The organism is Aureivirga sp. CE67, assembly GCF_015767245.1.
Lineage (GTDB): Bacteria > Bacteroidota > Bacteroidia > Flavobacteriales > Flavobacteriaceae > Aureivirga.
This window is the reverse complement of sequence record NZ_JADOTV010000007.1, coordinates 173,661-196,835: the sequence shown is the minus strand read 5'-3', so window position 1 is coordinate 196,835 and position 23,175 is coordinate 173,661. Positions and strand designations below refer to the sequence as shown.

Below are 23,175 nucleotides of genomic sequence, written 5' to 3'. Positions count from 1 at the left end.
GAGAAAATTCGAATAAAATACTTTGAAAAAAGAGAGAAAATTATGAAAATTGCTGTCGGAATACATAATTTCAGAGTTACACTCAGAAGTCCCTTACAAAATCAATCGTGATAATGTTTAATATACACAACTTATAAAAGTTTTTACGTTTATAAAACTATAACTTAACCAATAAATTTCATCTAAAATCATGAAAAAAATAATCTTATCATTTGTCTTTATTTTTTTTCTTCAAAATTTTATGTTCGGAAAATCTGCTTGTGAATTAATCAAATCTGCTTCCATTTCTTATTGTGAAAATGATTTGAAGAACTCCATAAAACATTTAGAAGAATTTGTTGAAAATTACCCGAATCATGAACTATGTGAAGAAGCATTATCTAAAATTGGTGATTTGTATTTTGAGTTAAATACATTTGATAAAGCTGAATCGATTTATCATTCTATCTTAGAAAACCAAGAAAATATTTTTCAAGAGAAAACAGAAAAAGAAAACTGCTATAATTTTCTGATTAACCAAGATTGTAATAAAATTATTTATCCTAAAGAATACAATCAGCTTAAACATTTTGCTTTGGTAAAATTGGCTGAAATTAATTACCAAAAAGGAGCTTATCTTAAAGCTTTGGATTTTTTAGAACAATCTGAAAATAATTTTCCATACCTAACAAATTGTGGAACTGGAGAAATGGAAAGACAAGCTCAAAACACTTTGATGTATCATGAAATTTATATGAAACTTGGTAAGAATAATTTGGCTTTAAATAAACTTTTAGAACAAGTTTTCAATTATCAGGATTCAAATATTCAAATCGAATTAAAAAAACTCCTAAAAGAAAAATATACTGAAGAAGAAATTACTTCTGAAATTGAAAAATCAATTAAAAACATAAAAACAAGACCTGAAAACTCTATCAATAATAGAAAATATATCGTCTTTTTTGATACCAAAATTGATATTCCATTCTATTTCGATGAAATAGATAATACAAAATCATTGGATCAAAAGATTAAGAGACATTTTGATTTCATTATTGATTAGATAAAATAAAAATATTTTAAAAAATTGATATCAGAAATTTATTGGATAAATGACCATTTTATTGGTGAAAATAAAATTGGAATAATGGCAAGACCAAGAGGAAATGATTGGTTGGAAGATGAAATAAAATGGTTAAAAATTAGAGAAGTTGATTGTTTGGTTTCTTTACTTGAAAAATCAGAACAATGGGAGCTTGGACTAAAAAATGAAAAAGAATTATGTGAAAAGAATCAAATAGAATTTATTAATTTTCCGATCAAAGATGTTAGCATTCCTGATAATGAAAAAGATTTTATAATTCTTGTAAAAGAACTAACAAATCAAATCCGTGAATCTAAAAAAGTAGTTATTCATTGTAGAATGGGAATTGGTAGATCTTCTCTCCTAGCTGCTGCTATAATGATAAATTTAGGAATGAATGAAAAAGGTATTTTTGATCGTATTAGGGAATATAGAAAATTAGAAGTTCCGGATACGGAGGAGCAAAAAAACTGGCTTTTAAAAATTAAAAATGAATTGAAAAAAAATTAAAAAATGGGAGAATTTATACTTGAAATAGTTGGAGGAGCTATCATTAATTTCATTGTTAATATAGTTTACCATGGAATCATCAGAAGGACTGGAGCGTCTATTCGTTGGTTATTTTTAAAGAAAAAATATTCTTTTAAAGAAATTCTAGAACAAGACTGGAATGGTAGAATTGGTTTTATTTGTATTGCAATTATAGTTTATCTATTTTTTCATTTTAGTATGAATTAAATAATTTTTCTTTTATCAATTTGAATTCAAAAATTAAAACAGAAACAGCCTATGAAACCATTATATTATATTCTTTTATTTATTTTCAGTTTTCAAAACTCTAAGGATTCCATTTCCTTAAAAACTTTTTCAAAAAAAATGAAACATAGTTTTACTATAAATTCTAAAGCAAAAGATTTTTATAATATTGATTCTAAAAATTTATCAAGTTCTATTGAAAAACTAAGTTTAAAAGCTAAAAAAAGTCATAAAAACATTTACGGACAAACAACATATTCTAGAATTAACATCGAAAAATATGATTTTGAAAACGAAGAATTATGCAAACAAGCTAAAGACATTTTAATAAATTGTTTTCCAAGATCATGTAGTAAAATAAAAAAAGGAGAGGAAATCGGAATAAAAATAGTTCCTTCCATATTTTTATTAGGAAAAAAATCAATCATTGTAGCAAAAATTCCTTGTGAACAAGTCGATGAAAAATGGGAAAATTTTAAAAACACTTTAATTGAAACATACAAAGAACCAAAAACTGAAATAATAGTATCTAAATGTGGAAAAGTTATTTGGAAGTAGGAAATTAAATTAATTATTGAATGAAAAAGAAACTTTTTATTATTATCGAAATTATCACATTACTACTAATACCTTTTTTTTATTGGTTACGAAATAATGGAAATTTATCTACTCCATTTTACCAAGAATTAACAGTAACGAGATTATTATTAAATATTGGAATCACTGGAGTTATTTTATTCATGTTAATTCAATCTATAAAAAATTTTCAAAATAGAAAATCTATAAACCCAAAATTTCAAATTTTAGGTATTATCATATATTTTCTATTAATCCTTCCAGATTTATTCATTTTTTTATCATGGAATTTCTATACTCATAGCTACTATACTTTTAGTATAATTTTAATATCTCCATTAATAACCAAAATGATTCACTTTAAAAATAAAACAATTTTAACAACTAATATATTTTGAAAAAATTTATAAAAACTTCCTTTTTTATTGGAATAATGATGTTATTATTCTCTTGTGCTTCTATGAAAATGGAAAATAAAATCATTGGTAGCTGGAAAATTGAGAAAGTAATTCATAGTAATGGTAAAATAGAAAAAGGCTATAAAACTCTAATCTTCTATAATGATAAAACAGTTTTGAGCACTAATCAGAATTCAGATTCTATAAAAGGAAAATGGGAGTTTGCCCCGAAAACTAAAGAACTGAAAATCTTTAATTACACTAAAGAAAAATGGGAAAAATTTGAAGTTCTGAAGCTCACTAAAAAAGAATTTATTGTAACAGATCAGTATAAAACTGCTGAAGCTATAAGAATAAAAACGCTTAAAAATGAATAAATATTACAAAAGAAAATGGAATGAAATTCGTGGAGATGAATATTCTTCTTGGGGAACTTCTACTTGGTATTTTGAAGTTGATCAAAAAATTAAATCTTTTTTGGTGTAAATATAATTTTAGTCAAGTAAAACAATAACAATTAAATGAACTTTATTTTCGCTAAACTTTTTGAAGATTATAAAAAGAAACTATCTAACCCAGAACATTTTATCACAAAGTATATAACCTTCGTATATTTATGTTATACAACTGTAATTCTTATACCTGTTCTCGTTTTTTTAGATCATACATTTTTCAAGGAGAATTTTAAAATTGCTGGATATTCCTTTGCAATTTCAATCGCAATTATTTTTTTTCTGATTTCTAAGAATGTAGAAAGAATTTATATTAAAAAGAAAAGAATACACAAATTAAAAAAAAGGTTCAAACACATAAAAATCCACAAAATAATACTCTACCCTTTAGCTATTTTCATACCATTAATTATAATATTTTTATTTCCTCTTGAAATTATCTTTCTAAAAGGTGGTAGTATTTTAAATCACGAAATAATCGGAATTTTAAAATAATCCACAAAGCATATCTCTTTTTCAGATGTGCTTTTTTTATTTTACACAACTCATCATTAAAAAATAACAATTGGGTAAATTAAAATATCTTTTTTGAATTTAATATTGAATTTTTGAATTGTAAAACAGATTCAAATGGAAAAGACAATACAAATTTTGATATTCATCCACGCATTTTTAGGTGGAATTGCTTTAGTCTCAGGTTTAGTTTCTATTCTTGCTAAAAAAGGAAATAAATTACATCAAAAATCGGGACTAATATTTTATTATTCCATGATGTTTTGTGGTATTTCAGCCATGTTGATTTCTGTTTTACCAAATCATGAAAACACATTTTTATTTGCTATTGGAATTTTCAGTTTATATTTTGTCGTTTCAGGAAAAAGAGCTTTGAATTTTAAACAAAAAAACTTTAGTTTAAAAATTGACAAATGGATTTCTACAACTATGTTGGTTACTGCTATTTTAATGATTTCTCTTCCTATTTTATTGACAAAAACCATAAATATCGTGTTGACTGTATTCGCAATTCTTGGAATTATTTTTTCTGTAAGAGATTTAATTTTATACCAAAATCCAGAACGACTTCAAAAAGGTTGGTTAAAAATGCATTTAGGAAAAATGATTGGTGGATATATTTCTGCAAGTACAGCTTTTATTGTTGTAAATCAGTTTTTTTCTGGAATTATCGGTTGGTTTATTCCTGGAATTATTGGTAGTTTTATCATTACTTATTGGATTCGAAAAGTAGATAAAAACAAAGCTTTAAAACAAAAAACTACCTAAATAGTTCTTTACTCCTTTCGTTGGTTCTTGTCTTATTGCTATAATTCGATTAATTTTACAAAAATCAACCAATCAAAAAAATGGAAATTCACAAATTAAAACTTGATAAATTCAACAAAATAAACACTTATAACTTCCCTGAAGATATTGATTTAGGAATAGAAACTACTCCAGAAAACTTTGAAATAATCATTTATTATATTGATCAAATTGAAGATGTAGCGGCTTTTGTTGAACTTGTAAAAAACGCAAATCTTCCTAAAAACAACCGAACTATTATGGTTTATAAAAAAGGTAGAAAAGATGGTGTGAATCGTGATTCTATTTTTATGCCTTTCAAACAAGAAAAATACGCTGATTTTAAACTTCGTGCACCGATGCTTTGTTCTATTTCAGGAGAATTAAGTGCTTGTGTGATGAGTTATGAAAAATAATATCTAATTTTTTATTTTTTAAGTCTAAGTTTCAAAACTAATTTTTACAATAAATTTCTTTTCTTTGTCTTAAAATTATAAAAAATTAAACATGAAAACGACTTCGCTATATCGTCCAGTAAATGATAAAGAATTAGATTTAATCAAAGAAATGGATTATGATGGATTTCCTCCAAGACTTCCAGAACAGCCAATTTTTTATCCTGTAATGAACGAAGAATATGCAATTCAAATTACAAGAGATTGGAATGTTCCAGCTTATGGTGTTGGCTATGTCACAAAATTTGAAGTGAATTCTGAATATTTAAAGAAATTTAAAGTAGAAAATGTTGGAGGAAAAATCCATGATGAACTTTGGGTTCCTGCAGAAGAATTAGAAGAATTTAACAGCAATATTATTGGAAAAATTGAAGTAATTGGAGAATACAAATAGTATTTCGTTTTCCATGAAAGAACTATTATTTTATAGAATTATTTTACTAATTATCGCTTTGATTAGTAATTTTCTTAGAATACAAAATCATATTGAACATACTAATAATTCAGGAGCAATGGGAGCTTCTTATGAAAATTCTATCTTTACTTTAGGAAGTATTTTCATTGGAAGTATCATTTGTTTTGCTATCGGGTGGAAAAAGATGAAAATAGTTGATTATTTACTTTTCTTCCTTTGCTTTCCTTTTTTATCTATGATGCTTAATTCTTTTATTTGAACCTAAAAAAAACTATTAACAACAATTATATTAAACTCAAAAAATTGAAAAAACAATACCAAATAATACTATTTATATTTCTTGCTATAATTCTACATAATTTTAATTTCAGTCCAATAAGTTACGAAAATTATAATTCTACAAGAATACATTCTACTATATATGATGAAGTACTTTTTGGAGCACTTGCAGGAGATGAAAATCTTACTTATAAATTTATATTAAAAGATGGCTCTGTTATTTTGAGAGGACATGGAGAAAGAATTATTGAACTAAGAGAAAAAAATGAACCGAATTATAATGAGCATATCGGAAAATATTTTCCATTTTATAAATGGAGTAAGTTCAAAGCAACTTTTGCCTGTTATGAAGCTAAAAACAATCGTTATTTAGGCACTATCAGTAATCGAAATGAATTTTCCTCAAAGGGTTTAATATCCTTAAATAAATTTGAAAATTATATTGAAAATGGTTGTTTAAACTATATTTGCCAAATTTTAGAGGAAAAAAGAATATTTTTTAATCAATTAGACTCATCAGATGATGATGTACGTAGTAAATTAAGTATTGATTTAAACTTAGAAGAAACAGGAGACTCTATTGCTTTACATCGAAATATTAGTATTAAAGATTTTTCTAAAGTTTCGATAGACTCCCTACTTTTCTCTTCTTATAAAGGGACTCCAGAAGAGTATCATCATGAATTAATCAAAACGGATTATACAAAAAACCGATACATTCTCCAACGTTACTCGAATAATGGTAAATTGATTTTAGAAGCTGTTTTCGCTTTAGATAAAAGGATTTTAGGAGATTCAGTACAAGAAAGCTTTATTACAAATATAACAGCGACATTGTTGGAATACACATGGTTTGAAAAAGGTGAAAAAACTATAATTGAAATTAATCCTTTTTATAAAGATGATTACAATTAAAATATTTTAATGACAAAAGATAATTTTCAATATAAGCTAAAAAGTGCTAGTAATTCTTTAATAGAAACAGCTAGAAAACATGCGTGGAATTCTATTTCTGAAAATTGTCTTTATATTTTAAGTGAATATAATAAGAATGATTCCACTCTAAATAGTAAAGAAAAGAAGGTAAAGAATCTAAAAAAAACACCAATCTCTTTAGAGGAAATTATTCCAAGCTTGGAAAAAATCTATGATGATTTGTATGAAATTGATCTTATATTTTTTAAATCCAAGTCTAAGTTCACCATTATTGAAATTCTTTATATAAGAAAATCTTCTTTTGAAAAAGTTTATTATGAAACAATAAAGAATAATTCTCCTATGCTTCATTGCAAAGTTCAGCTTCCACCCTATTTGAAACAAAAAGAGAAGAAATTTGACATCAATTGGCATTTGGGAGGATTAAGACATCAATGGAATTCGTTCTGTTGGAAATATTTGATTAATCAAAAACTTCATCTTGTAGAAGGAAATAAATACCAAACAAAAATTTCGAAAGTAATAAAAAATTTTCCATATGAAATTTTCATTCCTTTAATTTTATTAGTAATAGGTCGTTTTTATGGATATTTTGACCAAATGATTCTTCTTTCTTTTTTATGTCTTATTGTTTGTTTTCCAAGATTCTATTTTACTCTAGAATATCTATTAGAAGATTCCAATAAAGCGCTGTTTTTCCGTGAAGATGATATTATTTACATCTATAAAAATGAAACTTTTCAATTTCAAAAAAAGGAAATCGAAAAAATAGAACAGATTAAATTTAAACGTATTTTCGGAATAGAATTTTCTAAACTTTCTTACTATCGAATTAGCTTTAAAGATCAAAAAGTAATGCTTTTTACTTTCTTTATAATTGATTTAGAAGAACTACAATCAGAATTAAATTTTCCAATAACTGAGGTTTAGAGTTTTTTCCCTAGATTAGGCTTGAAAAAATAATATGATCATCTGTACTTAAATTATAGTTTTATTCTTTTATCTTCTTTATTCTATTTAATTAAAATCCAAAACCTGTTATTTGTAACATTTAATTCAAAAGAGTACTTTTATCGAATATTTAAAACAATCGAAATGTACTTCACAAAATGTTTAAGAACAAAATAACCCTAATTTTAGCAATACTTTTTAGTTTACCTCTTTTTGCTCAAAACCTCAGCGATATCACTTTTGGTAACGATGAAACTTTTGAAGTTGTAACCTGGAATATCGAATGGTTTCCAAAAAATGGAACTACCACCATAAATTCAGTAAGTCAAATCATAGAAGCTTTGAATGTCGATGTTATCGGAATTCAAGAAGTAGATGATGAAGTTATTTTTAAAGAAATGATTGATAATTTACCAGATTACGATTATCACATTGCTGATGAGTGGTCTGGTGGACTTGCTTATGTTTACAATACAAACACAATAGAGATTCAATCAATTTATAAAATCTATGATACTTCGCCTTTTTGGAAACCTTTCCCAAGATCTCCTTCGGTGATGGAATTAACTTTTAATGGAGAAGAGATCATTGTGATTAATAATCATTTTAAATGTTGTGGTGACGGAATTTTGAATGAAAACAATGTAAACGATGAGGAAAATAGAAGAAACGAAGCAAGTTCTCTTTTAAAAGAATATATCGACAACAATTTTGATTCAAAACGAGTAATTGTTATTGGAGATTTGAATGATATTTTAACGGACGCTCCTGCAAATAATGTTTTTCAAATGTTTATTGAAGATACTTCCAATTATAAATTTGCTGATATGGATATCGCAATGGAAGATGCTTCTGTTTGGTCTTATCCTAACTGGCCTTCTCATTTAGATCATATTTTAATTACAAACGAAATTTTCGAAGAATTTGAACATCCAAACTCTGAAATCCGAACAATCAGAATTGATGATTATCTTTCTGGAGGTTTTTCAGAATATGATTCAAAAATTTCAGATCATAGACCTGTTGGTTTAAAACTTCAAATAGAAGAATCTGGACTTTCTGTTCCTGAATTTTCAGAACGAAATATTAAAGTTTTTCCAAATCCAAGCCACGGAAATATTACAATTGATTTGAGAGAAGTTTCTGAAGATGCCACTTTAAAAATAATTGATTTAACAGGAAAACATATAAAAACAGTTAATTGTAAGAAAAACCAATACAATGAATTTAATCTTAATTTAGAAAAAGGAATTTATATTTTAAGTTTAGAAACGGAAACTTTTAAAACAACTAGTAAATTGATAATTAAGTAGAAAACTGAAATTTATCAACATCAAACAATCCTAGCAACATTTTCATTTTTTTACAAAAAAATATTTTAATAAATTATAAATCCTATTTTTACAAAAAAAATTAACTAAAACACAAAAAAATGTTAGGATTATTACTTGTTTATTGGATTGGGAAATATTATTACAAACTTGCTGAAGAATATAACAAAAGTAAATGGGGGTTCGCCATTTTAGGGGTTCTCTCTTATATTATTGGTTTATTTCTTACTGGAATTATTTTAGGAATTGCAATAGAAATTTTTGCTCTAAATATATTTAATAACACAAATGAAAATTTAATTAGCTTATTATTGACTCCTTTCGGAATTGCTATATGTTATGGTTTTTATCAGCTATTAAAGAAAAACTGGAAAGAAAAAGCTATCGATTCAGAAATAGATTTAATCAAATAAAAAAAGAGGCTAATTAAATTAGCCTCTTTCTATAAATACTTTAAATATAATTTATTGTCTCTTCTTCTTTAGGATTTGCTCCGTACTCATTTTCTCCTCTATCTCCATCTGTACAAAATAAAATCAAATTGTAAATAGGAATCAAAATAAACCATCCGCTTTTTCCTACGTCATGCATTCTTCGTACTCCAACTGCTAATGAAGGTAATAAAACTGCTAAACTATAAAGATTCCCAATAATATCATTTCCAATAGCAACAAAACCAATTAGTGTAAGTATGACTGAAATTATTGAATTAAATAAGACAAACATCCAATATTCTTTTCTTCTTGCTCTTCCATTAAAATTTGCATACTCTTTCAAGACTTTTAAATACCAATTCACAACTATATATATTAAATTTTTGACAAATATATAATTAAAATTCACATTTACAAATCACATTATAACACATAACACATAAAAAATTAACATTCAACACGTTATATTTATTTTATTTTTCAGAGAGTAGAATATCTTTTAAAAACTAAAAAAGGTTACCACAAATTGTGATAACCTTTTTTCTATAATTCAAATCTTATTCCTGCAGCTGCTTGAGATAAATTGGAATTTTTAAAGAATGGCGAAGGACTATATTTCGCATAAATATTCCAAGTATCTATCCCTAATACAACTTGAAAACCATAAGTAAAATTGGTAGTATTAAAGTCGTTTTTCACTTTATCTTTGTGTTTATTTCCATCTTCTCCGATGTATTTTATTTTTTGTTTCGCATGTATTTTCAAAGATCCATAAGTTCCTAATCCCAACTGGAATTTATTCAGCTCTAAATACAAAAACACTGGAATTTGAAATCTTAAAGTATTAAACTTCACACACTCTGTTTCGTATGGATATTTATCCAAAAATGTTTGATTATTTTCTCTTACAAAATATCTATTATCGCTAATTCTCAACTTATCCCAAGTAAAAGAAAAACCAGTTCTTATTTGAAAAGTCTTTTTATACTTTGAAAGTTTCCAAGCTCTTAAATATCCCAATTCTACAAAATAAGAATCCCAAATTCTAAAATCTGAATCTTCTAAAGAACTTAGTTTTTTATCTTGAAGTAAATTATTCAATCCAATTCCTATAATTAAATGATCTTGCTGAATATAATTTACTCTTTTTTGTTTACCATTTTTATCTTTAGTATAATGATATAATGAATATCGATATCTTGGAGAAGAGTCTATATCCGTTTTAATAGATACTTGGTTATTTGTATTCTCATTCTCTTCGTTTTCCTCATTCTCTTCATTTTCTGCTAAAGCTTCTTCCGAATTAAAATTAGATTTCTTCTCAATAGCTTTTTGCAAAGCCTCGTTAAGTTTTGCTATTTTCTCTTCCAAAATCACAGCATGTTCTTTTGCTTCTGCTATTTTTAATTCTTCAGCAACAGCATCTGAAATTTCACCTGCATTTGCTTGTGCGTTGATTCTTTTGATTTTGTCTTTTAATTTCGCTTTTTCTTCTTTTTTTACCTGCTCTATCTGATTTGCAATTTTCTGAACTTCCTCCGTAAATGGATCTTGCGCAAAAGTGTTCATCGCCAAGAACACAAATACTATTACTAATAATTTTTTCATATTAATTTCTACTTACAATTTCAACTGTTATATTTTTAATTTTTTTCTTTATCAATGCTAAAACTCCTCGATCTAAAACAGAATTATCAAAGTCAATTTCAGTTTCAATTTCCGCCAAAAGAACTTCTGAATCAATCTTCACTCCTGTAGATTTGAAATTCATATCAAGTTCTGCCAATAGTACTGAATCCAACATTTGTCTATTCATTTTTTTATTTAAAATATCTGGATTTTGCAATACATATTTATTATCAATTTCTTCCAACTCGTTTTCTACTTCTGCCAAAAGTGCCAAAGCATCAATCTTTATTTGATTTTCTTTCTCCTTCTCAATTTTTATTTCTTTTTGTTCTATTATTTGTTCAATCTCATTTTCTTTTTCTGTTTGTTTCTGTTCTAAGGCAATTTCTAAAATTGGTTTTTCCTTATTTAAATCAACCTTTTTGATTTCTATTTTTTCAAAAGTCTCCTCTTTCTCTATAATTTGTTTTTCAATAGAAATCTCCTGAATTTCTTCTTTTTCTAAAACCGTATCTTTTTTCGTTTCTATAGAAACAATACCTTGAGAATCTGTAGAATTATTTTTAAGATTATTCTGAAAAAAGTATGACAAACCGATACCTAAAAATAGAACTGCTGCCGAAGCATAATAATACCATTTTTTCGATTTCTTTTTTTTATTCTCCTCAGAATTATCTAGCATAAACTCTAAACGCTTCCAAGATTCCTCCGAAACTTTCTCTTCCTTGTTTTCGAAACTTTTTTTGAAAAAAGCATCTAAATTATCTTGTTTCATAGGATTTCGTTTTTAGGGTTTGTAATTTTGATTTTAATGTTTTTCTTGCTTTAAATAATTGTGATTTGGAAGTACTTTCAGAGATTCCGAGCATTTCTGAAATTTCTTTGTGTTTATAATCTTCCATTGCATAAAGCATAAAAACTGTTTTATATCCTTCCGGCAATTCATCAATGATTTTTTGCAGATATTCCATTTCAAATTCTTCGAAAGTTTCTTCTTCTTCCACTTCCAAATCAACAAATGAATCTGTGTAAACCAATTTCTCTTTCTTTCTCAAATAGGAAATACAATTATTCACCGTAATTCTTCTAATCCATCCTTCAAAGCTTCCTTTGTGTTCAAAGTTTTCAAGATTTGTAAAAACCTTCATAAAACTTTGCAACATCACTTCCTCTGCCAAATAAGAATCACTGATATATCTTCGGCAAACTGCAAGCATTTTCGGTGCATATCTGTCAAAGATTTTCTTCTGTGCACTTCTCTTATTTTTGAGAGCAGCTTCGATAAGTTCTTGATCAGAAGTATTTAGTTTTATAATTTTCAAACCATTCAATATTTTGTTTCTTTATACTAAAGACGACGGCCTTTTAAAAAGGTTGCCTTCTTTTTTATATTTTTTTATTGAAATTAATTAAATATTTAAAAACCTTGAAGTTAAAAAGCAATTTTTAAATCATTTGAAAGTTTTCTGTGAAGGGGATTGGAGAGGAAAGTTTTTCTTTTGAAAAAATTAGTAGTTCTTGGAAAACGGAGGCGACCATAGAAACCCATGTATTTCCTAGAAATACTTTTTTTGAAAAAGAGAACTTGGAAAGTAAAGCCCGACCTTTTTCTGATTTTTTTTTTGAAAACGAAGAAAAATGGTTTCGCCCAAATAATAAGAATTATAAAATATTTACTTTCCCCTCCTAATTCAAGCAGAGCTGTCAGATTCTCCCATTTTTTTAATTGAAAACCTGGCGCACTTTTGTAAAGTGTGCCTATTGTTTCTAGCATTTGTGTGGTCACGAGTTACAAACTCGCGTCAGCGATCACCAAAAATCTATAAATCAAAATAGAACTTGACAGCCCTGCTCCCAATTCAAGGAGGGGAAATTGATGTTTATTTCGTATAAGAAATTTTCCAAATAGTACCATCCACAGAATCGGAAACAAAAAGAGAACCTTCATTTCCGACAGCAACACCTACTGGTCGGTGTTTTGCATCACTCGGACTGAAAACTTCGCCAATTTCTGAGAAACCATCAGCAAAAATCTCCCAATCTCCTGAAGGAAGTTCGCCATTAAACGGAACGAAAACTACATAATAACCTTCTTGCTTTTCTGGAGCACGATTCCAAGAACCATGGAATGCGATAAACGCACCTTTTTGGTATTTTTCTGGGAAAGCTTCTTTATCATAAAAAACCAAATCGTTTGGTGCCAAATGCGCTGGAAAAGCCATAACCGGATCACTCATATCTGCACATCTCCCGATTTTTTTACCATCTCCTCCATATTCTGGAGCAAGTACTTTTTTGTCTATCAAACCATCATAATAACAATATGGCCAACCGAAATTAGCATTCTCTTTTACCAATAAAAATTCTTCTGCCGGAAGTTCCGCATTCATTTTTACATCATAATATTCTGGAAAAAAAGGATACAATTGATCTCGTCCATGTTGTACAATATAAAGTTCATTTACATCATGATTCCAGTCCATTGCCATTGCATTTCGGATTCCTGTAGCATACAAAACTCCATCTTTTTGTTGCGTCTGCCCTAGTTTATTCGCATCAAATCGCCAAACTCCACCATGCCATTTTAATTCTGGACAAGGATCTTGACCAGGCGAACCAGGAGTTCTGGTTTGTTCCATACAAGCATTGGACGGCGCTCCAACATCTACAAAAATATGTCCTTTATCATCAAAAGAAAGCGGTTTTGATTGGTGTTGGTCTTGCTCTGGAAAACCTGAAATCACCAACTCTGGATTTAATTCTGGTAAAAGTTCTCCTTCTTTGAATTTATAACGAAAAACATTAGTATCGTTACTGAAATATAAGTAGCCATGATGAATCCCTAATCCTGTCCCTGGAGAATCGCCAAAATATTCGATCATATCCGCTTTTCCATCTCCTGTAGAATCTCTTAAGGCAACGATTCCTTTCCCTTCATGCAATTGACGAAGCGACATATAAACATCGCCATTATCATTTACAACAATATGTCTTCCTTTTCCTATATCGTCTGCGAAAACAGTAGCAGCAAAGCCTTCTGGAATTTCTAGATTAGTGTTATTTACAGGTGTAGCTTCTTCTAGTTCAATAATATCTACCACCTCTTTTTTTTTGTTTTTGCAAGAAAAAAATAATCCTGCTGACAAAACCGTTATCAATACAATTTTAAGTCTCATAAGAGATAAATTTTAAAATGAATGCCTGAATTTAACCAAATTCTGAAAAAATTGATTTTATTTCTTTTTAAATGGAAGGTTTTTTAACAAATATTTTTTAGTTCTTATTAATTTCTTGTTAGCATTCTTGCTCTGAAGATAAAATCATTCATTTTAAGTAAACTAAAGACTTGATTCTTTTTCTACAAATCTCATAAAAATATCGTATTCGTTAAATTTCATATTATTCACAACTAAAATTCTATAAAATAATTCATTTTATACAATAATAATGTTATAAAATCGTAAATAATAATGAGATTATATTATTTTTGTCGGAAACCAATTAACTAACATTATGAAAAAATTTAATTTACTGTATTTTATATTTGCCCTTTTTATAGCAGTTGGATGTAGTGAGACGGAAGATGATTCAAGTCATTATGCATGTCAAGAAGCTGAAGATGATAGTTTACAGGCTTTAAATGCATATGAAAACGCATCAGAAGAAGATAAAAACATGAAATGTGCAGAATACAAAGCTGTACTAGAAACACAATTACAAATTTGTGGAGCTGATAACGCTGCTTTAGAAGTTTTGATTGCTAATCTTGGAAATTGTGGTGGAGAAACAGTTCTTACTTGTGATCAAGTTACTGCTAGTGTAGCTCAATTAAAAGCTACTTTCGATGGAGTTTCTGTTGGAGATGCACAATATTCAAACTTCTGTCTTTTATACAAAGCTGGATTAGAAAATCAAAAAGCAATTTGTGGTGATGAAGATGGTGCTATTCAAGCATTAATTGACGGATTAGACTGTGAAGCAACTGAATAATTTTGAATCAATTATTTTATATAAAAAAGAAGAGGTCAAATTGACCTCTTTTTTTATACTATTTCTTCAACTATTTCATCTACAGATTTTTTATCTACAGAAATAATAGTTTGACATTTTTCGTAAAAATCTCTTCTTTCAAAAAGATGTTTTGCTATAAATTCTGGTAAATCTTCATCTTTTATCTTTTGGATAATCGGACGATTTTGTCGTTCATTTTTCAATCTTTCTACCAAAGTTCCGATAGCAGCTCTCAAATAAACTGTTTTTGATTTTGAATTTAATTCTGCTAAATTATTTCCGTAACAAGGAGTTCCTCCTCCCATAGAAAGTACGTAATCTCCTTCTAATTCTAGAATTTCTTTTACATACTTCATTTCTACAGTACGAAAATAAATCTCACCTTTTTGGGCAAATATTTCATCAATAGATAAATTCTCTTTTTCTTCAATAAAAGAATCTAAATCTAAATAATTCATATTTAATTTTTCTGCTAAAAGCCTTCCGACAGTAGACTTTCCGCTTCCCATATATCCTATTAATGAAATTTTCATTTTCAAATCAGATTAAGCAATTACTCCAGAACCTAAAAGTTCCTCATCTTTATACCAAGCTACGAATTGCCCTTCTGTGATTGCAGATTGTGCATTTTCAAAGTTTACATATAAACCAGATTCTACTTTATATAAAGTTGCTTTTTCTAATGCTTGACGATAACGAATTCTAGCTTCTACTACCATAGATTCTCCAGCTTTTAAAGCTAAATCCTCACGAATCCAATGTAACTCATCATTTGCTACAAACAATACATTTCTGTAAAGACCTTTGTGCATTTTTCCTTCTCCTGTGTAAATGATATTAGTATTTACATCCGTTTCAATTACAAATAAAGGCTCTTTTGTTCCTCCAACTGCCAATCCTTTTCTTTGTCCTTTTGTGAAATAATGCGCTCCAGAATGTTTTCCTACAACTTTTCCGTCTTCTTTCTTATATACAAACTTTTTCGCTTTGAAAGCTAATTCTTCTTCCAAATTAGCAAATTCTGGCATTTGCTCATTGTATAAAGCTAAATCATTTGGAATTTGAACAATTTCTCCTTGTTTTGGAGCTAATTTTTGTTGTAAAAACTCTGGTAATCTTACTTTTCCAATAAAACAAAGACCTTGTGAATCTTTCTTTTCTGCGGTGATTAAATCTGCTTCTGCAGCAATCTCACGAACTTCTGGTTTTGTCAATTCTCCTACTGGAAAAAGCGCTTTTGATAATTGCTCTTGTGACAACTGACATAAGAAATAAGATTGATCTTTATTTATGTCTACTCCAGCTTTTAATTGGTAAATTGTTTCACCATTTTCGTTTACAAATTCCGACTTTCTACAATAGTGACCAGTTGCAACATAATCTGCACCTAAGTCTAATGCGATTTTCATAAACACATCAAACTTAATTTCTCTATTACAAAGTACATCCGGATTTGGAGTCCTTCCCTTTTCATATTCGTCAAACATGTAATCCACAATACGTTCTTTGTATTGCTCGCTCAAGTCTACAACCTGAAATGGAATTCCTAACTTCTCTGCAACTAACATTGCATCATTACTATCTTCTAGCCATGGACATTCATTAGAAATTGTCACAGAATCATCATGCCAATTCTTCATAAAAAGTCCGATAACTTCATATCCTTGTTGTTGTAATAGATAAGCAGTTACACTACTATCTACTCCTCCTGAAAGTCCTACAATTACACGTTTCATTTACGTAAAAAATTTAAGTGTGCAAATATACGAATTATTAGCAAATAAGTTCCTAGGAAGCTTTCCGGTGTTTTTAGTGTATTTTTTTAACATTAGACATTATCACGTAAAATCTTATGAGAGAGTTTTAATTATTTTAAAACACACCCCTAGCCCCTCTCAAGAGGGGAACTTGACAGTCTGTATAATTTAAATAAAGTCAAACGTGATAAAGTTTATTTATAAACTTAAAACAAAAAAACTAGCCTCTTTCGAAACTAGTTTTAATTTATTTTATTAAAAATTATCCTTTTTGATATTCCCAATCTTTTACTGGTTCAAACTTTTTAAATCCATCTAAAACTGAAGGATGCGTTAATAAACTTTCTACAGTAACTTCAGGAATCAAATCATCTGCTAGACCTTCTTTCACAAAAATGAAATTGAAACCTAAATCATTTGCTCCAACTAGACGATATCCTTTTCTTTTCGCCAATTTAGTCATCGCAACTGGAGAAGCACCATGATACATTGGGTGTTTTCCTGGATAAAAATATTCTGGATCGTAAGGAACTACAATATCATTGTATCCAAATTCCACATGTGTTTCGATGATTACAACTTTTGGTTGTACAACATCAATTGCATCCCAAACCCAATAATCATTTCCATCAATATCAATAGAAAGTAATCCAATTTCTCCTTCAATCCCAGCATTTTTAATTAAAGAATTTACATTTTCTCTTTTCACTTTTGCACAAACAAATTTTGGCTTATAAAACCAATTATGCGGATACTTTGAAAAGAAACGCTCTCCTCTTTCAATACTTTTTGGATTTCCGTCAATAAATAATCCATGCCAACCAAAGTTGAAATATAAATTTGCAGAATTACTATTTACTCCATCATCCGAACCAATTTCGATGAATGTTTTATTTTCCATTCCTAAAATTGCGAACAAATAAAGTAATTTTCCATCTTCTTCAAACTGAGAAAAAACTCTATATCCAGTTTCAGAAATTGGTGGAAGTTCGTTTTTCTTTGCTAAATCTCTATAATAATGAAATTGTTGTCTTTGTGCGATTTGCACCGATGGATTAAATCGATTACGTATTTTCGTTATTAAAAAGTACTTTTTTAATATATTTTTTATCATGGTCTGTCTTCTTGGAATCTCAATTTATTTGAAATATTTCCCAAAAATAATTTTTTTCTTTGCATAACAATCATTTTTGAGTTAAAATGTTTAAAACCTTAGTTATTTCTATAAAAACTAATCAAAGACAATAATATTATCATTAATATCTAAATATTTCATCTTATATGCTTCTTTTGGTTCAAACATTTCTGTTTTAGGATTGTAAAGGAAAACATATTCTACATCAATTGTTTTAAAAGGATTTTCTTCTGTATATTCTTCTTCATTAATACCATCTACCCAAATTGTGTCATTTTCAACTATAAGCCCCATTATCATTAAAACTTTTCCAGAAAAAACGATATCATTAAAACCATCTTTATTTTCATCTAAAATTTCAAAAGATAGTTCTTCATTTTTAATAATAGATTCATCGGTATGCGTATCATAAGTTCGTAGATAAGCACCATTTAAACCCCTAAAGATATTTATAATTGAATCCTTTTTAAAACGATAAATCTCATGCCAACCATTTCCTTTTGCAGTGCTATAAGTTGCTAAAAGAAAGGGTGGTTTATCTTTAAATATTTCAACAAATCGATACTTCAAAGCCCAGAAAGATTCAATTAAATTTCCTTTTTCATCAATTAAATATTGTTTTTTATCAGGAAAAGAAGCAGATGATACATCTGTATAATAATATTCTATGATATAAAAATCTTTGTCTGAACCAAATAGTTTCACTTTTTCATAATTCAATATTTTATGCTCTTCTGGTCTAGCATTTGCCAAATCAAAATCCAAATTAAAATCAACTCTTAATTGCTTCATAAAAGCTAAAGAATCTTTAATCTCAGGAAAATTTTGAATTTCTTTGAAAGGTTTTAAAGTATCTTTTTTCTCTTCTTGTTCTTTAAATATAGCTTCTAATTTCTCTTGGTAGATTTTCTCCTTTTCACTTATTTCTATATCTTTTTTCTTTTTATTACAAGAAACAAAACATATAAAAACAAATAGGTAAATAGCAATTTTTCTCATCATATTTTATTCAAAAGTAAAATTGCTTATTGTTTTAATTTTCACCTCATCATTAAATGAAATATCCACATATTTTGCTTCTCCTTTTTTACCAGACAAATCAATCTGTTTTCGTCCATATTCCAAGTTTTCTTCGTTGAAAGCTTTGATTAAAATATTTTGTTTAAAATCTTCATTGAAAATAACATACAGTGAAATCACATTTTCTCTTCCAGAATTATTTGATTTAATCTCATAAATTCCAGTCTCTAATCCTTTAAATTTTTCGTTTTCAGGAATTTCAAAAGTGCATTTATACTTTTTATCAATACCATTCGAAATTCCATTTACCAATTCAGAAGAACTTTCTCCAATGATTTCTCCAGTTTTATTTATAGCAGAAGTTGCTTTGTCTTTTACACGGTTACAAGCAAATAAACTTAAAACTAAAAGAGGAAGAATTATTTTTTTCATGTTTTTCTAATTTTTTCTCAAAAATAGAAAAAAAACAATGAACATTATCACGGTTGAAACCTTATGATAGAATTTTGTTTAAGTCAAAATACACCCCTCGCCCCTCTCAAGAAGGGAACTTGAAATTCTGCAAATATTTATTTAAAACTTAATAAATATTCACTTCCATTTCCAATGAAATAGAGAATTTTTCTAAAACTATTTTTTGAATTTTTTGTGCCAATTCGAAAATTTCTTTTCCTGTAGCATTTCCATAATTCACCAAAACTAAAGCTTGTTTTGTATGCACTCCAGCATCTCCAAAACGCTTTCCTTTATATTCAGCAGTTTCAATCAACCAGCCAGCAGGAATTTTCGTTTCTGTTTCCGAAACTTCATAAAATGGCATTGTTGGAAAGTCTTTTTGAATCTTTAAAAATTGCTCTCTAGAAACCACTGGATTTTTAAAAAAGCTTCCGCTATTTCCAATCTCTTTTGGATCTGGTAATTTACTTTGACGAATAGCAATTACAGCATCTGAAATATTTTTAATTGTAGGATTTTCAGATGTTTTATTTTTTTCTAATTTTTGCTGAATTGCACCATAGCTAATTTTTGTCTGATGATTTTTTGTAGAAAGTCTAAAAATTACATTCGTGATAATAAATTGATTTTTCAATTCATTTTTGAAAATAGAATTACGATAACCAAAAGTACATTCTTCATTCGTAAAAACTCGAATTTCTCCAGTTTTACTATGCATTGCTTCAACTTCTGTGATTACATCTTTCACTTCTACACCATAAGCTCCAATGTTTTGAATTGGACATGTTCCAACATTTCCAGGAATCAAAGAAAGATTTTCAATTCCTCCAAAATCATTTTCAATACACCAAAGCACAAAGTCGTGCCAGTTTTCTCCAGCAGCAACTTTTACAAAAACTACCTCATCATTTTTAGAAATGATTTCTTTTCCTTTACAATTTAAATGAACTACCAACTGCTCTACATCTTTTGTCAAAAGCATATTACTTCCTCCACTCAAAATGAATTTCTCAGAAAAATCAGAAAGTCTTAGAACTTCTTTTAATTCTTCTAAATTTTGAACAGAAACATAGTTTTTTGCTTTTACATCAATCCCAAAAGTATTGAAGTTTTTTAAAGATATATTTTGTTGGATTTTCATTAAATTATTTTTTAAAGTCTTTGTTATTAATTTTCACAGATAAGATTGAAGAATTGATGATTTACACACCCCTAGCCCCTCTCAAGAGGGGAACTAAATTTGTTTTTCAAAAATTAGTCCAATTTATCTATGAAGTAAAAGGATGTTTTAGAGTATTCCAAAACATCCTTTTTTATTTTAATCTTAAACTTCTTTTTAAAAAGTTCAAGGTTATTTTTATTTATTGTAAGCTTCTAATGCATGTTTTAAAATAGAAACAGAAGTAACTAAATCTTCTTTCTTTAAAACGTATGCAATACGAATTTGATTTTTACCTAAACCTTTTGTAGAATAGAATCCAGCAGCTGGAGCTACCATGATTGTTTGGTTGTTTAACTCAAACTTCTCTAACATCCATTGTGCAAAATCATCAGCATCTTCAATTGGAAGCTCAGCAATACAATAGAAAGCTCCTTTTGGTGCAGAAACTTTCACTCCTTCGATTTTGTTTAACTCAGAAATTAAAGTATCTCTTCTTTCTTTGTACTCAGAAATTACTTCGTCAAAATAAGATTGTGGCGTATCTAAAGCAGCTTCACTTGCAATTTGTGCTAAAGTTGGTGGACTTAAACGAGCTTGTGCAAATTTCATTGCTGTAGAGATTAAGTTTTTGTTTTTAGAAACTAAACATCCAACTCTTGCTCCACACATGCTATAACGCTTAGAAACAGAATCGATAATGATTGCGTGATCATCTAATCCGAAATCGCTTAATACAGAATAGTGTTTTACACCTTCGTCATAGATAAACTCTCTATAAACCTCATCAGCAATTAAGAATAAATCGTGTTTCTTTACGATATCTGCTAATTCTTGAATTTCTTCTTTTGAATATAAATATCCTGTTGGATTTCCTGGGTTACAGATTAAGATTGCTTTTGTTTTTGGAGTGATTAATTTCTCAAACTCTTCAATTTTTGGTAAAGCAAAATCATTCTCAATTGTAGAAACAATAGGACGAATAGTTACACCAGAAGCAACAGAGAAACCATTGTAGTTTGCGTAGAATGGCTCAGGAATGATGATTTCATCACCTGGATCTGCAATACTTCCAATAGCAAATAATAAAGCTTCAGAACCACCTTTTGTAACGATAATATCTTCAGCTCCTACATGAATATCATTTTGAATATAATAATTCGCAATTTTTCTTCTGTACTCATCAGATCCTTCAGACTTACTATAAGAAATAATATCCATTGAAATATTCTTGATAGCATCTAAAGCAACTTGTGGAGTTTTAATATCTGGTTGACCGATATTTAAGTGAAAAACTGTTCTTCCTAATTTCTTTGCGTGATCTGCATAAGGAACCAATTTACGAATCGGAGATTCTGGCATATTTGTTCCCTTTAATGATATTTTTGGCATCTGTATTTTACTTTTTTATTGATAAGCAAAATTGCAAAAAAAAAGGGAAAATCAATCGAGTTTTTTTAAAACTTTTTAGCAAGGTTAAAGTTTTATTAATCATTATGATAAGACCCTGAGCTTTAGTAACTTGTAATCAAATTTCAACCCATTGAGAAACAACTACTTACATATCATCCTTACTTGTGTTTTTTTAGTTTTATTTAACACTTCTCAAGCTCAGAATGAGTTCGAATTGTCATATCCAAAAGAAAAGCAAAAAGTCAACTTCGAATTGTTTGACAATTTGATCATTATACCTGTAAAAGTAAATGGTCATAAACTTCACTTTCTTTTAGATTCTGACATAAATACAACAACGATTTTTAAATCAAAAAAAACTAAGTTTTTAACTGATAATCAAAATATTAAACGTAAAGATTTAAATTTTATTGCACGAGATAATAAAATTGAAATTCGAAACATCGTTGCAGAAAATCAAAATATTTTAGTTGTAGATAAAAATAGTGATAATCTTATTTTTGAAAAAATTGATGGAATTATTGGTTATGATTTATTGAAGAATTTTATTGTTGATATAAATTACACTTCCAAAAGAATCACTTTCTACACTCCTGAAGCTTATAAATATAAATTTTGCAGAAAATGTAGTTCTTTCAAATTGGATTTCATGAATAAAAAACCTTATATGGTCGGAAAAATTAAATCTTATAAAATGAATCGAAATTCTAGCATCGAACTTAGTCTTTTGATTGATATAGGAAATAATTCTTCTCTTTGGCTTCATGAAAACGAAAACAATTATTTGTTTAATAAAAAAATCTCCTATGAAAATAATAATTTCATCATCGACCATCTTTTGATTGGTGATATCAAAATAAAACATCCAACTACGGTTATTCAAAACACTTCAAATTCTATGAACAAAAAAAATGGTAGAATTGGAGGTCAAATGTTACGACAATTTCATATCATTTTAGATTATCCAAATAAAATGATAACGCTGAGAAGAATTACTAATAACAAGAATACAGATTTGGTGATTTCAAATAAAAGTCAATTGCATTTTAAAAAACAAATGAATGATCTTACTGTTTTACTAGATGAAAATGATGATGAAAAAACTATAAGTAGTACGGAAACAAAATATTATTATCCAAACGAAATGCATGAGCTTGAAAAAGAGAAAAAAAACAAAAAAATTATTCTTGTTGTAGAAAAGGACGGAAAACAACAAGAAATTGAAGTTACATTGAAAGATGTGAAATAAT

The 23,175-nt window shown here is 28.0% G+C and carries 28 protein-coding genes; 15 read left to right on the top strand and 13 right to left on the bottom strand.

Translation table 11 applies throughout. From position 1 onward, the window contains the following. The first annotated feature begins 190 nt into the window (after positions 1–190). From I0K12_RS10935 to I0K12_RS10875, 13 genes are all read left to right on the top strand, one after another. A complete protein-coding gene (locus I0K12_RS10935) occupies positions 191–1,042 on the top strand; it encodes a tetratricopeptide repeat protein (RefSeq protein ID WP_196887984.1) in 852 nt (283 codons plus the stop codon). Between the two features lie 24 nt (positions 1,043–1,066). Further along, on the top strand, positions 1,067–1,573 hold the full coding sequence (locus tag I0K12_RS10930) for a dual specificity protein phosphatase family protein (protein WP_196887983.1): 507 nt from the start codon (positions 1,067–1,069) through the stop codon (positions 1,571–1,573). A gap of 3 nt (positions 1,574–1,576) precedes the next feature. Next, the gene (locus tag I0K12_RS10925; RefSeq protein ID WP_196887977.1) at positions 1,577–1,801 is read left to right on the top strand and encodes a hypothetical protein; all 225 of its coding nucleotides are present in this window, start codon (positions 1,577–1,579) and stop codon (positions 1,799–1,801) included. 138 nt (positions 1,802–1,939) lie between these two features. Further along, complete coding sequence (locus I0K12_RS10920; RefSeq protein ID WP_196887975.1) at positions 1,940–2,377, top strand: hypothetical protein; 438 nt, start codon at positions 1,940–1,942, stop codon at positions 2,375–2,377. Between the two features lie 412 nt (positions 2,378–2,789). Then, a complete protein-coding gene (locus tag I0K12_RS10915; protein ID WP_196887973.1) occupies positions 2,790–3,170 on the top strand; it encodes a hypothetical protein in 381 nt (126 codons plus the stop codon). Positions 3,171–3,875: 705 nt separating this feature from the next. Next, positions 3,876–4,526 carry a DUF2306 domain-containing protein gene (locus tag I0K12_RS10910; RefSeq protein WP_196887971.1) on the top strand — a complete coding sequence of 217 codons (651 nt, stop codon included), beginning with the start codon at positions 3,876–3,878 and terminating at the stop codon, positions 4,524–4,526. 80 nt (positions 4,527–4,606) lie between these two features. Beyond that, complete coding sequence (locus I0K12_RS10905; RefSeq protein WP_196887969.1) at positions 4,607–4,960, top strand: hypothetical protein; 354 nt, start codon at positions 4,607–4,609, stop codon at positions 4,958–4,960. Positions 4,961–5,051: 91 nt separating this feature from the next. Next, positions 5,052–5,393, top strand: a complete 342-nt coding sequence (locus I0K12_RS10900; RefSeq protein ID WP_196887966.1) for an ADP-ribosylation/crystallin J1 — start codon at positions 5,052–5,054, stop codon at positions 5,391–5,393. Between the two features lie 13 nt (positions 5,394–5,406). Continuing rightward, entirely contained in the window at positions 5,407–5,673 is a 267-nt protein-coding gene (locus tag I0K12_RS10895; RefSeq protein WP_196887964.1) for a hypothetical protein, read from the top strand. A gap of 44 nt (positions 5,674–5,717) precedes the next feature. Next, positions 5,718–6,608: a hypothetical protein gene (locus I0K12_RS10890; RefSeq protein WP_196887962.1), complete on the top strand. Its 891-nt coding sequence runs from the start codon at positions 5,718–5,720 to the stop codon at positions 6,606–6,608. Between the two features lie 9 nt (positions 6,609–6,617). Continuing rightward, on the top strand, positions 6,618–7,559 hold the full coding sequence (locus tag I0K12_RS10885) for a hypothetical protein (protein WP_196887960.1): 942 nt from the start codon (positions 6,618–6,620) through the stop codon (positions 7,557–7,559). Positions 7,560–7,738: 179 nt separating this feature from the next. Further along, positions 7,739–8,893, top strand: a complete 1,155-nt coding sequence (locus I0K12_RS10880; RefSeq protein WP_196887958.1) for an endonuclease/exonuclease/phosphatase family protein — start codon at positions 7,739–7,741, stop codon at positions 8,891–8,893. Between the two features lie 119 nt (positions 8,894–9,012). After that, the gene (locus I0K12_RS10875) at positions 9,013–9,324 is read left to right on the top strand and encodes a hypothetical protein (RefSeq protein WP_196887957.1); all 312 of its coding nucleotides are present in this window, start codon (positions 9,013–9,015) and stop codon (positions 9,322–9,324) included. A gap of 40 nt (positions 9,325–9,364) precedes the next feature. On the opposite strand, the gene I0K12_RS10870 is transcribed toward I0K12_RS10875, so the two are convergent. The 6 genes from I0K12_RS10870 to I0K12_RS10845 all read right to left on the bottom strand — a co-directional run bounded on the left by I0K12_RS10870 (position 9,365) and on the right by I0K12_RS10845 (position 14,150). Continuing rightward, positions 9,365–9,709: a DUF805 domain-containing protein gene (locus tag I0K12_RS10870; RefSeq protein WP_196887955.1), complete on the bottom strand. Its 345-nt coding sequence runs from the start codon at positions 9,707–9,709 to the stop codon at positions 9,365–9,367. A 179-nt stretch (positions 9,710–9,888) separates the two neighbouring features. Continuing rightward, positions 9,889–10,953, bottom strand: coding sequence for a coiled-coil domain-containing protein (locus tag I0K12_RS10865; RefSeq protein WP_196887953.1), 1,065 nt, complete (start codon positions 10,951–10,953; stop codon positions 9,889–9,891). A 1-nt stretch (position 10,954) separates the two neighbouring features. Continuing rightward, on the bottom strand, positions 10,955–11,749 hold the full coding sequence (locus I0K12_RS10860) for a hypothetical protein (RefSeq protein ID WP_196887951.1): 795 nt from the start codon (positions 11,747–11,749) through the stop codon (positions 10,955–10,957). Further along, positions 11,736–12,296, bottom strand: a complete 561-nt coding sequence (locus I0K12_RS10855) for an RNA polymerase sigma factor (RefSeq protein WP_196887949.1) — start codon at positions 12,294–12,296, stop codon at positions 11,736–11,738. The genes I0K12_RS10860 and I0K12_RS10855 overlap by 14 nt, the downstream gene beginning before the upstream one ends. Positions 12,297–12,406: 110 nt before the next feature. Further along, positions 12,407–12,748, bottom strand: coding sequence for a hypothetical protein (locus tag I0K12_RS10850; protein WP_196887947.1), 342 nt, complete (start codon positions 12,746–12,748; stop codon positions 12,407–12,409). A 106-nt stretch (positions 12,749–12,854) separates the two neighbouring features. Then, positions 12,855–14,150, bottom strand: coding sequence for a PQQ-dependent sugar dehydrogenase (locus I0K12_RS10845; RefSeq protein WP_196887945.1), 1,296 nt, complete (start codon positions 14,148–14,150; stop codon positions 12,855–12,857). Positions 14,151–14,487: 337 nt separating this feature from the next. On the opposite strand from I0K12_RS10845, the gene I0K12_RS10840 reads away from it, so the two are divergent. Then, complete coding sequence (locus I0K12_RS10840) at positions 14,488–14,964, top strand: hypothetical protein (RefSeq protein ID WP_196887943.1); 477 nt, start codon at positions 14,488–14,490, stop codon at positions 14,962–14,964. A 53-nt stretch (positions 14,965–15,017) separates the two neighbouring features. Here the strand turns inward: I0K12_RS10840 and I0K12_RS10835 are convergent, their stop codons facing one another. The 7 genes from I0K12_RS10835 to I0K12_RS10805 form a co-directional block, all read right to left on the bottom strand. Then, positions 15,018–15,518, bottom strand: coding sequence for a shikimate kinase (locus tag I0K12_RS10835; protein WP_196887941.1), 501 nt, complete (start codon positions 15,516–15,518; stop codon positions 15,018–15,020). A gap of 12 nt (positions 15,519–15,530) precedes the next feature. After that, complete coding sequence (gene mnmA, locus I0K12_RS10830; protein WP_196887939.1) at positions 15,531–16,721, bottom strand: tRNA 2-thiouridine(34) synthase MnmA; 1,191 nt, start codon at positions 16,719–16,721, stop codon at positions 15,531–15,533. Between the two features lie 283 nt (positions 16,722–17,004). Beyond that, positions 17,005–17,856: a hypothetical protein gene (locus I0K12_RS10825; RefSeq protein WP_196887937.1), complete on the bottom strand. Its 852-nt coding sequence runs from the start codon at positions 17,854–17,856 to the stop codon at positions 17,005–17,007. A gap of 117 nt (positions 17,857–17,973) precedes the next feature. Continuing rightward, positions 17,974–18,879 (bottom strand): hypothetical protein, encoded by a 906-nt coding sequence (locus I0K12_RS10820; protein ID WP_196887935.1) that lies wholly within the window; start codon positions 18,877–18,879, stop codon positions 17,974–17,976. Between the two features lie 3 nt (positions 18,880–18,882). Next, entirely contained in the window at positions 18,883–19,329 is a 447-nt protein-coding gene (locus I0K12_RS10815) for a hypothetical protein (protein ID WP_196887933.1), read from the bottom strand. A 148-nt stretch (positions 19,330–19,477) separates the two neighbouring features. Further along, positions 19,478–20,494 carry a UDP-N-acetylmuramate dehydrogenase gene (gene murB, locus I0K12_RS10810; protein WP_196887931.1) on the bottom strand — a complete coding sequence of 339 codons (1,017 nt, stop codon included), beginning with the start codon at positions 20,492–20,494 and terminating at the stop codon, positions 19,478–19,480. Positions 20,495–20,710: 216 nt separating this feature from the next. After that, positions 20,711–21,904: a pyridoxal phosphate-dependent aminotransferase gene (locus I0K12_RS10805; RefSeq protein ID WP_196887924.1), complete on the bottom strand. Its 1,194-nt coding sequence runs from the start codon at positions 21,902–21,904 to the stop codon at positions 20,711–20,713. Positions 21,905–22,055: 151 nt separating this feature from the next. Between I0K12_RS10805 and I0K12_RS10800 the strand changes: the two genes are divergently transcribed. Continuing rightward, a complete protein-coding gene (locus I0K12_RS10800; protein WP_196887922.1) occupies positions 22,056–23,174 on the top strand; it encodes a retropepsin-like aspartic protease in 1,119 nt (372 codons plus the stop codon). Position 23,175: the final 1 nt, after the last annotated feature.

Bases quoted from the DNA above. Each gene is read 5' to 3' on its own strand.
- I0K12_RS10895 (WP_196887964.1), top strand. From the start codon at position 5,407: ATGAAAGAACTATTATTTTATAGAATTATTTTACTAATTATCGCTTTG.
- mnmA (WP_196887939.1), bottom strand. From the start codon at position 16,721: ATGAAACGTGTAATTGTAGGACTTTCAGGAGGAGTAGATAGTAGTGTA.
- murB (WP_196887931.1), bottom strand. From the start codon at position 20,494: ATGAAAATCCAACAAAATATATCTTTAAAAAACTTCAATACTTTTGGG.
- I0K12_RS10925 (WP_196887977.1), top strand. From the start codon at position 1,577: ATGGGAGAATTTATACTTGAAATAGTTGGAGGAGCTATCATTAATTTC.
- I0K12_RS10820 (WP_196887935.1), bottom strand. From the start codon at position 18,879: ATGATGAGAAAAATTGCTATTTACCTATTTGTTTTTATATGTTTTGTT.
- I0K12_RS10875 (WP_196887957.1), top strand. From the start codon at position 9,013: ATGTTAGGATTATTACTTGTTTATTGGATTGGGAAATATTATTACAAA.
- I0K12_RS10815 (WP_196887933.1), bottom strand. From the start codon at position 19,329: ATGAAAAAAATAATTCTTCCTCTTTTAGTTTTAAGTTTATTTGCTTGT.
- I0K12_RS10835 (WP_196887941.1), bottom strand. From the start codon at position 15,518: ATGAAAATTTCATTAATAGGATATATGGGAAGCGGAAAGTCTACTGTC.
- I0K12_RS10845 (WP_196887945.1), bottom strand. From the start codon at position 14,150: ATGAGACTTAAAATTGTATTGATAACGGTTTTGTCAGCAGGATTATTT.
- I0K12_RS10860 (WP_196887951.1), bottom strand. From the start codon at position 11,749: ATGAAACAAGATAATTTAGATGCTTTTTTCAAAAAAAGTTTCGAAAAC.
- I0K12_RS10920 (WP_196887975.1), top strand. From the start codon at position 1,940: ATGAAACATAGTTTTACTATAAATTCTAAAGCAAAAGATTTTTATAAT.
- I0K12_RS10840 (WP_196887943.1), top strand. From the start codon at position 14,488: ATGAAAAAATTTAATTTACTGTATTTTATATTTGCCCTTTTTATAGCA.
- I0K12_RS10935 (WP_196887984.1), top strand. From the start codon at position 191: ATGAAAAAAATAATCTTATCATTTGTCTTTATTTTTTTTCTTCAAAAT.
- I0K12_RS10825 (WP_196887937.1), bottom strand. From the start codon at position 17,856: ATGATAAAAAATATATTAAAAAAGTACTTTTTAATAACGAAAATACGT.
- I0K12_RS10885 (WP_196887960.1), top strand. From the start codon at position 6,618: ATGACAAAAGATAATTTTCAATATAAGCTAAAAAGTGCTAGTAATTCT.
- I0K12_RS10865 (WP_196887953.1), bottom strand. From the start codon at position 10,953: ATGAAAAAATTATTAGTAATAGTATTTGTGTTCTTGGCGATGAACACT.
- I0K12_RS10900 (WP_196887966.1), top strand. From the start codon at position 5,052: ATGAAAACGACTTCGCTATATCGTCCAGTAAATGATAAAGAATTAGAT.
- I0K12_RS10910 (WP_196887971.1), top strand. From the start codon at position 3,876: ATGGAAAAGACAATACAAATTTTGATATTCATCCACGCATTTTTAGGT.
- I0K12_RS10850 (WP_196887947.1), bottom strand. From the start codon at position 12,748: ATGCTAGAAACAATAGGCACACTTTACAAAAGTGCGCCAGGTTTTCAA.
- I0K12_RS10880 (WP_196887958.1), top strand. From the start codon at position 7,739: ATGTTTAAGAACAAAATAACCCTAATTTTAGCAATACTTTTTAGTTTA.
- I0K12_RS10805 (WP_196887924.1), bottom strand. From the start codon at position 21,904: ATGCCAAAAATATCATTAAAGGGAACAAATATGCCAGAATCTCCGATT.
- I0K12_RS10905 (WP_196887969.1), top strand. From the start codon at position 4,607: ATGGAAATTCACAAATTAAAACTTGATAAATTCAACAAAATAAACACT.